This is a genomic window from Mucilaginibacter gossypii (assembly GCF_017569325.2).
GTDB lineage: Bacteria > Bacteroidota > Bacteroidia > Sphingobacteriales > Sphingobacteriaceae > Mucilaginibacter > Mucilaginibacter gossypii.
Window position 1 is genome coordinate 3,187,997 of the sequence record NZ_CP071878.2, and the last position, 11,696, is coordinate 3,199,692.

Genomic DNA, 11,696 nt, shown 5'->3' on the forward strand with positions numbered 1-11,696 from the left:
TCATTTTTTTTGTAGTTTATTAGATCTGAGACACTCTATTTGTTTTCAGATCTAATTTTTTTTGCGGCCAATTTTGTTAGATATTAGTTAACTTAAATTATGACAACGTCCAATCTCACATCTCATATCTCACATCTCACATCTCAAAACAAAAACTACGTTATCATAGTAGCAGGAGGTTCGGGCAGTCGAATGCAATCGGCGGTCCCTAAACAATTTTTACTACTTCACGGCAAACCCGTATTAATGCATACCATTGAAGCCTTTGAGCAATCAGAGGCGAAACCAGCCATTATACTGGTTTTACCAGCAGCTTACCATACTTACTGGCAGCAATTGATTCAGGAATATTCATTTACCATTTCCCATCAGTTGGTTACAGGCGGAGAAACCCGCTTTCATTCGGTTAAAAACGGGCTCAACCTGATTACCGACGAGGAGGCCCTAATTGCTGTACAGGATGCCGTACGGCCGCTTACTTCACCCTACATTATTGATGAAGCTTACCAATGCGCCGCTAAGCACGGCACAGCGGTAGTGGCCGTTAAAAGCCGCGATTCGATACGTCAGGTAAAAGAAGGCCGCTCGGTAAGCCTGGTCAGGGATGAGATTTACCTGGTGCAAACCCCGCAAACTTTCAGGGCTTCACTATTAAGAAAAGCTTATGAACAACCATTTGATACCAGGTTTACAGATGACGCAAGCGTTGTTGAGCAATATGGCGCCGAAATAAAACTTACCGAAGGCGATCATAGCAACATCAAGATCACCTTCCCCGAAGATATCGCTATTGCCGAACTGCTTTTAAGCAAAAAGCCACAGCTATAAAGTCTGCGGCTTTTTCGATTTGCAATACAAGGTTAAATTTGTTATGCCCGTCTGATTACACCTAAAAGTACAGCTATGATAGCTATTACCAATAGTATGTGAATCAAACCACCCCCAAATGGGTGTATAAATGCTCCAAACAGCCATCCTATAACCAGGATAACAGCGATAATGTACAATAAACCTCTCATTTTGTTATGTTTTTAGTAGTTAAGTAAATGTGTAATTACCTATACCAAAACCATTCCAAAATTAGCGGTTAATAAAAAAACCCTCATTGCTAAGGGTTTCATTATCGTGTTTAGTACTCGTCTTCATTAAAGAAGAAGTCGTCTTTAGTCGGATAATCCGGCCAGATCTCTTCTATGTTTTCGTACGGTTCGCCATCGTCTTCAAGTGCCTGAAGGTTTTCGATAACCTCAACAGGAGCGCCTGAACGGATAGCATAATCAATTAATTCATCTTTAGTTGCGGGCCATGGTGCATCTTCCAGGTGCGATGCCAGTTCAAGTGTCCAATACATCGTTTTTATTTATATTTATAATTATCAGTAAAATTTACTTTTTCGCAAAAGTATAACATTTTCAAATTGAATATCAATATTTTTTTTCAATTTTTTAAACCCGTGGTATCCACTGATTTTCAGCTATTTTATTAGCATTAGCAATTTTGCGAGCCAAAGTGAACAGGTAATCACTCAACCTGTTCAGATAAATATTCACTTTTTCATCAACTGTACTTTCTTCGGCAAGCTGAACGGTTATCCTCTCGGCACGGCGGCAAACACATCTTGCAATATGGCAAAATGAAATCACATTACTGCCACCAGGTAAAATAAAATGTTTAAGCGCCGGCAGGCTTTCGTTCATGGTATCCATTTCTGCTTCCAGCATTTCCACATCACTCATGTTAAGGTCCGGAATAATCATCCTTGACCGCTCAGGGTCGGCTGCCAGTGAAGAGCCAATTGTAAACAACCTGTCCTGTATCTGCTTCAATACCTCCTTATCATGTGCATCGATATCCTGATCACCAATAAGCCCGATGTACGAGTTAAGCTCATCAACTGTACCATAGCTTTCAATGCGGATATGATGCTTGGGCACGCGCGTACCGCCAATTAATGAGGTAAACCCTTTATCGCCCGTTTTAGTATATATTTTCATACTTAATTTAACAAATAAGCTACCAACAATCAGGTTACAAAAAAGCTAACTCTGATTATCAGGCAATTAAAACCAAGCCCGATAAATCTTTTTTTCATGATTGGTGTTATTTCAAATCTATCATCTTAAATTTTGTATTTCATAACACTTTAGCATATTTTTTGCCAATAAAGTGTAATTTTTAATATGTTAGCTTAAACTTGCATCCGTGATATCATCAAACATACTTAGCGTGAAACTCATGAAACCGATCATATTATCATCAAAGCTGCTCTCCTTATCTCTTATCATCCTGCTTTCAACCGGGTTTAGCTGCGGCGACAACAGCAATACCAAAACCCCCACTCAAAAAAAAGCTGCCCCAGCCAGGGCAAGTATGGCCAGTTTGCTAAGCGAAAAACAATTTAATGATCTTTTTCCGCAACGCGATAAATTTTATACGTATGCTGCCTTTATCAAAGCAGCCGATGAGCTTGGCATGATCAGCGTAAAAGTAACCCGTCGGGCAACATCCGTTTACCAGTTGATACGTACCGATAAAAAAACAGGAAAGAAGGCCGTTGTACGCCAGGATGTTGATTGGAACGAAGAATGGGCCAAAGCCAAGCCAGATAGCACCTACACTATTGACTATGGCAATTTCTGCACCGAATACAGTGCTGATGTAAATAAAAAGGAACTCGCCGCCTTTTTTGCGCACATTGCGCACGAAACCCGTCATGGCATAAATGCTACATATACCGATGGCCTCATGCTGATCCATGAAAGCAATACCAGTTTGCCTTACATTGCCGAAAATGATGAATACCCTCCCGTTGCCGGTAAAAAATACTATGGTCGCGGGCCGATGCAATTGAGCTATAACGGCAATTACGGCTATGCTTCAGATTGCATATTAGGCGATGATAAAATATTGCTCCAAAATCCCGAGATGGTAGAAACCGACCCGGTGATGGCTTTTAAAACCGCCATCTATTTCTGGATGACGCCTCAAACCCACAAACCATCGGCGCATGCTGTAATGACAGGCAAATGGCAACCCAATGCAGAAGATAAAGCCGCAGGCCGCACGCCAGGTTTTGGCATGACCATTAATATTGTGAACGGCGAAGTAGAATGCAACAAGGGCGAAAATATGTATAATATGAACGACAGGATTGGCTTTTACCAGTTTTTCCTGAAGAAATTAGGTATTACCGATGCCAATTGCGCTTGTTCATGCGGTAAAATGAAGCCTTATCATTACTAACGGCAGTATTTTTGAATTTCAAAGCAAAAAAGTTATTATTGTATTAGCATTTACAACACTAAACTTTAACATTTGGAATCCGCCATTGAAAACGCCGGTTTGTATCCCCCGGCAACCGACCAGTTCGGTGATATCCTGGCCAGCCTGAAAAACAGATTCAGGATTGAACAAACCGGGCATATTGATTTTCATTTAGAGCAGTTTAGCATTTTCAAAGACTATCTCGACATTAGTGTAAAGGAATCATACGCTATAAAAAATAAAAATAACGATAGCTATATGCTATTCACCGAATGCCAGTCAAAACATATCGGGCATCATCACGGCAAGGCTGTAACCTCCGCACCATATCAAACCTGGGCACTGGCTTATTTAAAGCATGATTTTGGCCGGGTGCTCATCAGGCGCGAAACATTGGTTGACAAGATCATTGAACTGATCCACCCGGTTGAGCTTGATTTTGCCGAAGACAAGGCCTTTAGTGACACTTTTTATATGCTGGTAAGCGACCGCCAAAAAGCAATTACCGGGGCCGATCGTAATTTCCGCAACGTGATAATGGATATAAGGCTGGATGATTTTGTAATAGAGATTGTTGAGCATACCCTCATTATCGGTAATACCCACGCCATATCTGCAGAAAAAGCTATGCACCTGGCAGAGTTTGTTTCGAGGCTATGTACCACCTGCGATTGAGCAAGTAAGGCTATTAGCCCTGCTTTACCTATATTAAACCATACCATATGAGCCTATTCGCACTAATTTTGGCTTTCGCTGTTAACACCCATGCTCATTTCAAACCCGATACGGTTGATTATTGGCATGTTAAATACAACGATAAAACAATAGCTGAATATACCGATTTTGATAAAAAGCCAATTCTGATCAAAAAGCAACGTATAAAAGATGCAGATATATTAACTGTTGAATATGGTAATGACACACCTTGCTATGAGGGCGATAAAGGATTGTATATTTTAAGTAACGATAAAAAACGGATCGCAATAACTTCAGTCAAAACAAACCAACCACTAAAAGTCTACTTAAATTACATCATAGCTACAAAAGCGTATTATCATCTAAAAAATCTTGATATCTATTACTTCGATTGCAGACGGGATAATTTGATATTTCGATTAAAAATTGAATAACCGTAAAAAGGTAAAGACGCATCACGTGCGTCTAACTGTGTTAAAATTTTGATTTGCATATTCGGAGACGCATGTTATGCACCTCTACAGCAATCATTTTAATACCGCCGGTAAAATATAATCCTTCATCATTTTATCAACCTGCGAATGCGCGTAGGGCGTGTTGTAGGCCTCGGCGGTTATAATAACCACCAGCGGCTCATCGGTAAAAACAAAGATCTTGTTGCCGCCATTACCTGAGCAGTAGTAAGTTTCGTAAGCTTTGTTGTTTACCGTATAGGTTTTGTTCCAGAACAGGTAACCGTAAAAGCCCTCACCTACCACATCTTTTGGTAACGTAAGGTGTTTGGTAAATGATTCCTTAACCCAGTTTTGCGAAATTACCTGTTTGCCATTCCAAACACCGCCATTTTTATACAATTGCCCGAATTTGGCATAATCAAGCGAGCGCATTTGCAGGCCGCCCGCGGTATTGGGTACATTCTGCGGTGTGTACTGCCAGCGATAATCGCTGATGCCCAATGACTTGAACAGCTTTTCGGCCGAATATTTATCAAGCCCGCCGGGCACTGATTTATTCAGGATATCGCCCAATGCCACCACGCCGGCTGTAAAATAATTCCATTGTTTACCTGCCCTTTTATTGCTGTCTGTTTTAAGGCTGAGGGTAAATTTCACCCAATCATCGGTGGGGTACATATTTTCTTCGTTCCCCGGCGAATCACTTTGGTTGTCATCCGCGTCAAAAACAGAGCTCATGGTAAGCAGGCTTTTTAGTGTTACATTTTCTTTTTGAGGCGAGTAGTTACTGAACTTCTTAAGGTCATAAAACTCCTTTAAGGTTTGATCAACGCTTTTGATATAGCCATCGTGAACTGCTATACCCATCATGGCCGAAGCAAATGTTTTACCAACCGAACGGGGATTGTGTAATGAATCGCGGGCACTGCCATTAAAATACTCCTCAATTAGCAACTTGCCGTTCTTGATCACTACCACGCTGGTGATCTGTTTAAACCTGTTGCCGGCAATAAGGGCATTCATCTCCATGACCTTCTTTTTATCAAAATCATCTTTTGATACCTGCCAGCCGCTGCCGGGCTTTATGGGTTGCAATTCGGCATCTTTTAGATCAATTGCAGGTACGATAAACCCAATCTCTCCCTGTGCTATCAGCTCACCTACTTTCAAATCAGGGACAGTAATATAAGGCCGAACTTCAATTTTAAGCAGGTGAGCACCTGTAGTAAGCCCATCTTCACCGCCATGGGCCATAAACCGCCCCCACAAAAAGCGTCCCCATGAATCTTCTCCCCGGCTACTGATGAGCGGGACAAAAATAGTGGTCTTTGTATTTTTTGCGATGGGTAAATTGGCCCCTTTATGCAGATTTTCCTGGTAAACCTGCCTGCCATCTACATAAAAAACAAATTGAAAATTTCCCCCGTTCAATTGTTCAATACTTAACGACGGCGCTAAGCTATGCTGGTAATTGGTTAATGAATTGGCCAGCAAAAGCCGCATGTACAAACTATTGGCAGGTTTAGCCTCATAGCTTGTTAACAGATCGGTTTGTTCCAGTTTTTCAAGCGGGATAGTATCCGCCTCAAAAACAACCTTACCCATATTGGCTTTTTGAAGGGCGGAGGTTATAGGTTCAGGTTCGATGATATTGCCCACCTGAGCGGATAGCCTGCAAATGGTTGCAGTTATTATAAAGAATATAAGGAGAAAATGTTTCATTGCTGTCTGTTTAGCTATTTACAAAACTGCCCCAATTAATACATTCAAAATAGAACAGAATTAACATGCTTTTTCAATAAAAGCTTACGATATGCAGACGGGCTATCACAGCCAAATTGCTTAAAACAGCGTAAAAAATGGCTTTGATCGGCAAATCCGCAGGCATAGGCGATATCTGTTAAGGATGACCCGTCATCTGCTAATAAGCCAAACGCTTTTTCAACCCTGAGCTTGCGGATATATTCGCCCATAGTACAATTGAAATACCTGGAAAAATCACGGGATAAATGAACCGGGTGGAGCTGTAATAGCCCGGAAAGTTCGGCAAGCGTATGCTTCCGGGCAGGATCATCGGCCAGCAATATTTTCAGCTTGCCAACCCATGCAGGAACTTGTCGTGACATGCCGGAGTTATTTACCTGCATTTTATTGAGCGCTTGCAGCAATAGCATTTCTACAGTCATTGCGGTCAGCTCGTCACAAATCTTTGATTCTTTAAAGATCCGGTATAAAATAAATTTCACATCCGGGTCCTGAATGGCAAAGCTGCCTTCCAGTTTATCCTGTTTCAAGTCCAGGTTATCGAACCAGCGCTTTTGCAATTCAATATGAAAGCCGCGGGTAAAGCCTTTGGGCTTGATGTTATAGTGCGGATCATGCCAGTTATGAAACAGCAGAGTGCCTGCCGGGCAATGATAAACTTCCTTTTTATTGCCTTCAATAATATTACCGGCCAATATAAAAGTGAAGTAGGCATTTTCATGGTAATGCCAGTCCACCTTATCAAGGGTATATTCGGTATCAGTTATGGTGATACCCTGTAAATGCGTTGTATGATTGGTTTGTCCGTAGAAGCTGCCTGTTTGTAGTTGTTTCACGGCGAAGATTATTGAGTTAATAAACGCTATAACTCCCCCTTTAGGAGCCGGGGGGCTACACCTCCTCTACCCTGCGGTCAACCGTTTGCACGTTGGTATTAACGTAATCGTTCTCTATCAAACCATCGCGCATACGTACTATGCGGTGGGCATGCAGGGCAATGTCCTCCTCATGCGTTACCAGGATAATGGTGTTACCTTTAGCGTGGATATCTTCGATAAGGCCCATGATCTCGATGGATGTTTTGGTATCAAGGTTACCTGTTGGCTCATCGGCCAGTATAATGGATGGATTATTGATCAGCGCCCTTGCCACGGCAACACGCTGTCTTTGCCCGCCCGAAAGTTCATTGGGTTTATGATCCATACGGTGACCAAGACCAACATTTTTCAATGCATTGCCGGCACGTTCCTTACGTTTTTCTTTATTAACGCCGGCGTAGATTAGTGGAAGCGCCACATTATCCAAAGCAGTATTACGGGGCAGCAGGTTAAATGTCTGGAACACGAAACCAATTTCCGAGTTACGTACTTCGGCAAGTTGACTATCGGTCATGTGGCTTACATCTATTCCGTTAAGGATGTACTGCCCTTTGGTTGGGGTATCCAAACAGCCCAAAATATTCATGAGGGTTGATTTACCGGAGCCGGAAGGGCCCATCAAAGCTACAAATTCGCCTTTGTTAATAGTAAGCGAAACTGATTTAAGTGCGTGGATCACCTCGGCACCTATTACATATTTACGCCCGATATCTTTTATGGTTATTAACGGCTTGGCAGTATTTATTGGCTCCATGAATTATTTTTTGTTTGGACTGCACTGAGGTGCCGAATGTTACAGTGGTTTTTATTTTTAGTGGTCGGTAGTCCGTAAGTCCGATGTCCGCAAGTTTTTAGTCTAACTTACTACCGTCTTAACTTTCGGACTTCTCCGACTTACCGACTTTCGGACTTTCCCGACTTTCGGACAAAAAACTATTTCTCAATCACCTTGGCCACCAAAAAGTAGTCTTCGTCATGCTTAGGGGCATTTTCCAAAGCTTCTTCGTGGGTAATTTGTTGTTTAACTACGTCCTCTCGCAGCACGTTGGCACCAGTGGTCATATAAACCAGTGGTTCAACACCCGTGGTATCCACCTCGTTCAATTTAGCCATAAAATCAAGGATCTTGCTCATATCCTTCATCGTATCCTGTACTTCGCTTTCAGTAAGTTCAAGGCGGGCCAGGTGGGCTACTTTTTCAACGGTTTCTTTATCAATGGTCATGCCTGTTGTTTTTTGTTTTATAATAGCGTGATCCTCATCGCGCAGTGCGCCGGCATTATCCATGCTTAACTGGGCCGCTTCAATGGGTTTATGCACAAATATATTACAAATTCCCGGTCTGCTGTCATATTATTGACTAAGCCAGGGTAGAAACAGCGCCTTCAAACATTAAATCATTGTTCATAATCTCAAATACCTCATCCCGTAAAGCATCGGCATCGTCAATACTCAGGTGTGCCGTTTCAATAGGCTTATGAACCTTAAATTTAGAGATTCCTGGCCTGCTGCCGTGCTTAATGCCGGTGTCCCAAAGTATTTGCCAGGTATTAGCCGATGATACCGGGATGACAGGTATTTTCAGCTCGATAGCCAGCCTGAAAGGGCCATTTTTAAACGGGCAAAGCTGCGGAGGATAATGATCCGAAATTCCGCCTTCGGGGAAAATGATAAGAGAAACGCCCTCCTGTAATTTCTCGGATGCTTTTTTAAACGCCCTAAACGATGACATTTTACTATCACGGTTAACAGGAATATCCACCGTACGAAAAAACAGACCGGTTACCAGGCCATTTTCCAGCTCATGTTTGCCCATAAAACAGCAATTGCTTTTAACCAGGATACACATAGCCGAAATATCAAGGTTTGAGGTGTGATTAGGACAAATGATATAAGGCCTGCTCCAGTCAATCGGTTGTTCATATTCAAAACGGTAAAATATGCCTGCAAAAGCAGAACTCACTAATCCCCAAAGCCTTCTGAATGAATTGAGCGTATGATAGCGTTCGGGTTTACGCGAAAAATAATAGAAAAAAGGCCATAATATAACGTAGCCCAGGGCCACGCTCACAATGTAAAGATATACGTGTACTTTTCTCAATATCATTTTCATCATTACCAAAAATAGAAAAATTCCTTACTTTCGCCACACTATGGAGACTGTTGTTAGTGGCATCCGTTCAACCGGAAACTTACACTTAGGAAATTATTACGGAGCGTTGCAAAACTTTATAAAAATGCAGGATGAATACAACTGCTTTTTCTTTATTGCCGACCTCCACTCGTTAACTACACACCCTACGCCTGCCAACTTACATGGCAACGTAAAACAGGTGCTGATAGAATATTTAGCCGCGGGCATCGACCCGGAAAAGGCTACCATATACGTACAATCGGATGTTCCGGAGGTTACCGAATTATATCTGTACCTGAACATGAACGCCTATTTGGGCGAACTGGAACGAGCAACATCATTTAAAGACAAGGTGCGCGCCAATCCCGAAAATGTGAACGCCGGCCTGCTTACCTATCCGGTTTTAATGGCGGCGGATATTATTATCCACAAAGCTACTAAAGTGCCTGTAGGTAAAGATCAGGAGCAGCACCTTGAAATGGCCCGCACTTTTGGTAACCGTTTCAACAGGCTTTATAACCATGATTATTTCCCCGAGCCTTTTGCCTTTAGCTTTGGCGAAAGTTTGGTAAAAATTCCGGGATTAGATGGCAAGGGAAAAATGGGCAAATCAGAAGGCGAAGGCAATGCTATATTTTTGGGCGATACACCCGAAGCCATCCGCAAAAAAGTAATGCGCGCGGTAACCGATAGCGGCCCTACTGTTGAAAACCAGCAAAAACCACAGGAGATCCAAAACCTGTTCGATTTAATGAAGGTTGTTTCAACCCCCGATACACTTGCCCACTTTGACGAGCTTTATAACAAAATGGCTATCCGTTACGGCGATTTAAAGAAGCAGCTTGCCGAAGATATGGTACTGGCAACAGCCCCTATCCGCGACAGGATCAACGCCATTGCCAACGACGCCGATTACCTGCGTAAAGTAGCCGAAATGGGTGCCGAAAAGGCCCGTGAAAGCGCGTCAAGAACGATAAGGGAAGTTAGAGAGATCATCGGCTTCAGGAAATTTTGATCAGGATTTTCAGAATTCAAGAATTGTCAGAATTTAGGCTAAAACTTTTTTAATTCTGACAATTCTGTAAATTAGGAAAATTCTGATTCAGACATCAACTAAAATATATGCACTTAGCTATTGTAGGAAATATAGGCGCCGGAAAGACCACCCTTACCGAGATGCTGACCAAAAATTACGGATGGGACCCTTTGTATGAAGCTGTAGATAACAACCCCTATTTAGAGGATTTTTACAGCGACATGAAACGCTGGAGCTTTAACCTTCAGATCTACTTCCTGAATAGCCGTTACCGCCAGATCATCGATATCCAAAAAAGCGGGCGTAATATTATACAGGACCGCACCATTTACGAGGATGCCTATATTTTTGCCGAAAACCTGCATGATATGGGCCTGATGACTACCCGCGATTACGAAAACTACGAATCAATTTTTCAAAATATCACCGAGTTTATTAAACCGCCCGATCTGCTGGTTTACCTTAAAGCATCTGTACCTACCCTGGTAAGCAATATTCAGCGCCGCGGCCGTGAGTATGAAATAGGTATCCGTTTAGATTATCTTTCCAAACTGAACGAAAAGTATGATAAATGGATCAACAACTATAAATTAGGCAAACTGTTGATCCTTGATAAGGATAATCTGGATTTTGCTAACAATACCGAGGACATGGCTACCATTGTGAACCTGATTGAAAGGGAGATTAACGGGTTGTTTTAGAAGCTTTTTAAATGAAAATCTTAGGCATTATTCCGGCCCGCTATGCGTCGTCACGTTTTCCCGGTAAACCATTGGTTGATATCGGCGGTAAAACTATGATCCAACGGGTATATGAGCAAGCAAAGAAATGCCGGAGCCTGAGTGAGGTTATTGTGGCTACCGATGACGATCGGATCTTTAACCACGTAAACGGTTTTGGCGGCGTTGCGGTGATGACAGGTGCCAACCACCAAAGCGGTACCGACCGTTGTGCCGAAGTTGCCCGCCTGCACCCCGGGTATGATGTGATCATCAATATCCAGGGCGATGAGCCTTTTATTGACCCTGAGCAGATCACCAAATTAACAGCCTGCTTTAACGATCCTGATACCCAACTGGCCACTCTTGTAAAAAGGATCCTGACCGAGCAGGAACTGCATAATACCAATTCGCCCAAGGTGGTGATCAATAAATTATCCGAAGCTATTTATTTCTCCCGTGCTACCCTGCCCCATATCCGCGGCCAGGAGCCCGAGAACTGGCTCGAATTTCACACCTTTTTTAAACACATTGGCATTTACGGTTATCGCGCAGATATATTGCAGGAAGTTACCAAACTATCGGTATCCCCGCTTGAAAAGGCCGAAAGCCTTGAGCAACTTCGCTGGATAGATAATGGCTACCGCATTAAAGTTGCAGAAACCGAACTGGAAACCCATGCCGTTGATGTACCGGAGGATCTGGAGAAATTGAAGTTTGATATATAACTCTGGGAATTCGTTTTAAACT

15 protein-coding genes are annotated in these 11,696 nt (G+C 42.5%); 7 read left to right on the plus strand and 8 right to left on the minus strand.

Annotated features, from left to right (window positions below; all coding sequences use genetic code 11):
* The first annotated feature begins 99 nt into the window (after positions 1–99).
* Complete coding sequence (locus J3L18_RS13255) at positions 100–828, plus strand: 2-C-methyl-D-erythritol 4-phosphate cytidylyltransferase (protein ID WP_129567511.1); 729 nt, start codon at positions 100–102, stop codon at positions 826–828.
* Positions 829–869: 41 nt separating this feature from the next.
* On the opposite strand, the gene J3L18_RS13260 is transcribed toward J3L18_RS13255, so the two are convergent.
* The 3 genes from J3L18_RS13260 to J3L18_RS13270 form a co-directional block, all read right to left on the minus strand.
* Positions 870–1,019: a lmo0937 family membrane protein gene (locus J3L18_RS13260; protein ID WP_110585189.1), complete on the minus strand. Its 150-nt coding sequence runs from the start codon at positions 1,017–1,019 to the stop codon at positions 870–872.
* Positions 1,020–1,129: 110 nt separating this feature from the next.
* The gene (locus J3L18_RS13265; protein WP_002996718.1) at positions 1,130–1,351 is read right to left on the minus strand and encodes a DUF2795 domain-containing protein; all 222 of its coding nucleotides are present in this window, start codon (positions 1,349–1,351) and stop codon (positions 1,130–1,132) included.
* A gap of 94 nt (positions 1,352–1,445) precedes the next feature.
* Positions 1,446–1,994, minus strand: coding sequence for a cob(I)yrinic acid a,c-diamide adenosyltransferase (locus J3L18_RS13270; RefSeq protein WP_091171542.1), 549 nt, complete (start codon positions 1,992–1,994; stop codon positions 1,446–1,448).
* 241 nt (positions 1,995–2,235) lie between these two features.
* Between J3L18_RS13270 and J3L18_RS13275 the strand changes: the two genes are divergently transcribed.
* The 3 genes from J3L18_RS13275 to J3L18_RS13285 all read left to right on the plus strand — a co-directional run bounded on the left by J3L18_RS13275 (position 2,236) and on the right by J3L18_RS13285 (position 4,394).
* The gene (locus J3L18_RS13275) at positions 2,236–3,243 is read left to right on the plus strand and encodes a chitinase (RefSeq protein WP_129567512.1); all 1,008 of its coding nucleotides are present in this window, start codon (positions 2,236–2,238) and stop codon (positions 3,241–3,243) included.
* 72 nt (positions 3,244–3,315) lie between these two features.
* The gene (locus J3L18_RS13280; RefSeq protein ID WP_129567513.1) at positions 3,316–3,939 is read left to right on the plus strand and encodes a hypothetical protein; all 624 of its coding nucleotides are present in this window, start codon (positions 3,316–3,318) and stop codon (positions 3,937–3,939) included.
* Positions 3,940–3,986: 47 nt separating this feature from the next.
* On the plus strand, positions 3,987–4,394 hold the full coding sequence (locus J3L18_RS13285; RefSeq protein ID WP_091171533.1) for a hypothetical protein: 408 nt from the start codon (positions 3,987–3,989) through the stop codon (positions 4,392–4,394).
* A 93-nt stretch (positions 4,395–4,487) separates the two neighbouring features.
* Here J3L18_RS13285 and J3L18_RS13290 read toward each other — a convergent pair whose 3' ends face one another.
* From J3L18_RS13290 to J3L18_RS13310, 5 genes are all read right to left on the minus strand, one after another.
* Positions 4,488–6,137: a serine hydrolase domain-containing protein gene (locus J3L18_RS13290; protein WP_129567514.1), complete on the minus strand. Its 1,650-nt coding sequence runs from the start codon at positions 6,135–6,137 to the stop codon at positions 4,488–4,490.
* 44 nt (positions 6,138–6,181) lie between these two features.
* On the minus strand, positions 6,182–7,015 hold the full coding sequence (locus tag J3L18_RS13295; RefSeq protein WP_129567515.1) for a helix-turn-helix domain-containing protein: 834 nt from the start codon (positions 7,013–7,015) through the stop codon (positions 6,182–6,184).
* Between the two features lie 55 nt (positions 7,016–7,070).
* Entirely contained in the window at positions 7,071–7,811 is a 741-nt protein-coding gene (locus J3L18_RS13300) for an ABC transporter ATP-binding protein (RefSeq protein ID WP_091171524.1), read from the minus strand.
* Between the two features lie 179 nt (positions 7,812–7,990).
* The gene (gene gatC / locus J3L18_RS13305) at positions 7,991–8,377 is read right to left on the minus strand and encodes an Asp-tRNA(Asn)/Glu-tRNA(Gln) amidotransferase subunit GatC (RefSeq protein WP_311086267.1); all 387 of its coding nucleotides are present in this window, start codon (positions 8,375–8,377) and stop codon (positions 7,991–7,993) included.
* Between the two features lie 40 nt (positions 8,378–8,417).
* The gene (locus J3L18_RS13310) at positions 8,418–9,173 is read right to left on the minus strand and encodes a lysophospholipid acyltransferase family protein (RefSeq protein WP_223266057.1); all 756 of its coding nucleotides are present in this window, start codon (positions 9,171–9,173) and stop codon (positions 8,418–8,420) included.
* Positions 9,174–9,210: 37 nt separating this feature from the next.
* Here J3L18_RS13310 and trpS point away from each other — a divergent pair, with 37 nt between their 5' ends.
* The 3 genes from trpS (at position 9,211) to kdsB (ending at position 11,674) form a co-directional block, all read left to right on the plus strand.
* A complete protein-coding gene (trpS, locus tag J3L18_RS13315; RefSeq protein WP_129567516.1) occupies positions 9,211–10,206 on the plus strand; it encodes a tryptophan--tRNA ligase in 996 nt (331 codons plus the stop codon).
* 107 nt (positions 10,207–10,313) lie between these two features.
* Positions 10,314–10,928: a deoxynucleoside kinase gene (locus J3L18_RS13320; protein ID WP_091171513.1), complete on the plus strand. Its 615-nt coding sequence runs from the start codon at positions 10,314–10,316 to the stop codon at positions 10,926–10,928.
* A gap of 11 nt (positions 10,929–10,939) precedes the next feature.
* Positions 10,940–11,674 carry a 3-deoxy-manno-octulosonate cytidylyltransferase gene (gene kdsB / locus J3L18_RS13325; RefSeq protein ID WP_091171504.1) on the plus strand — a complete coding sequence of 245 codons (735 nt, stop codon included), beginning with the start codon at positions 10,940–10,942 and terminating at the stop codon, positions 11,672–11,674.
* Positions 11,675–11,696 lie beyond the last annotated feature (22 nt).

Bases quoted from the DNA above. Each gene is read 5' to 3' on its own strand.
- J3L18_RS13255 (WP_129567511.1), top strand. From the start codon at position 100: ATGACAACGTCCAATCTCACATCTCATATCTCACATCTCACATCTCAA.
- J3L18_RS13260 (WP_110585189.1), bottom strand. From the start codon at position 1,019: ATGAGAGGTTTATTGTACATTATCGCTGTTATCCTGGTTATAGGATGG.
- J3L18_RS13265 (WP_002996718.1), bottom strand. From the start codon at position 1,351: ATGTATTGGACACTTGAACTGGCATCGCACCTGGAAGATGCACCATGG.
- J3L18_RS13270 (WP_091171542.1), bottom strand. From the start codon at position 1,994: ATGAAAATATATACTAAAACGGGCGATAAAGGGTTTACCTCATTAATT.
- J3L18_RS13275 (WP_129567512.1), top strand. From the start codon at position 2,236: ATGAAACCGATCATATTATCATCAAAGCTGCTCTCCTTATCTCTTATC.
- J3L18_RS13285 (WP_091171533.1), top strand. From the start codon at position 3,987: ATGAGCCTATTCGCACTAATTTTGGCTTTCGCTGTTAACACCCATGCT.
- J3L18_RS13290 (WP_129567514.1), bottom strand. From the start codon at position 6,137: ATGAAACATTTTCTCCTTATATTCTTTATAATAACTGCAACCATTTGC.
- J3L18_RS13300 (WP_091171524.1), bottom strand. From the start codon at position 7,811: ATGGAGCCAATAAATACTGCCAAGCCGTTAATAACCATAAAAGATATC.
- J3L18_RS13310 (WP_223266057.1), bottom strand. From the start codon at position 9,173: ATGATGAAAATGATATTGAGAAAAGTACACGTATATCTTTACATTGTG.
- trpS (WP_129567516.1), top strand. From the start codon at position 9,211: ATGGAGACTGTTGTTAGTGGCATCCGTTCAACCGGAAACTTACACTTA.
- J3L18_RS13320 (WP_091171513.1), top strand. From the start codon at position 10,314: ATGCACTTAGCTATTGTAGGAAATATAGGCGCCGGAAAGACCACCCTT.
- kdsB (WP_091171504.1), top strand. From the start codon at position 10,940: ATGAAAATCTTAGGCATTATTCCGGCCCGCTATGCGTCGTCACGTTTT.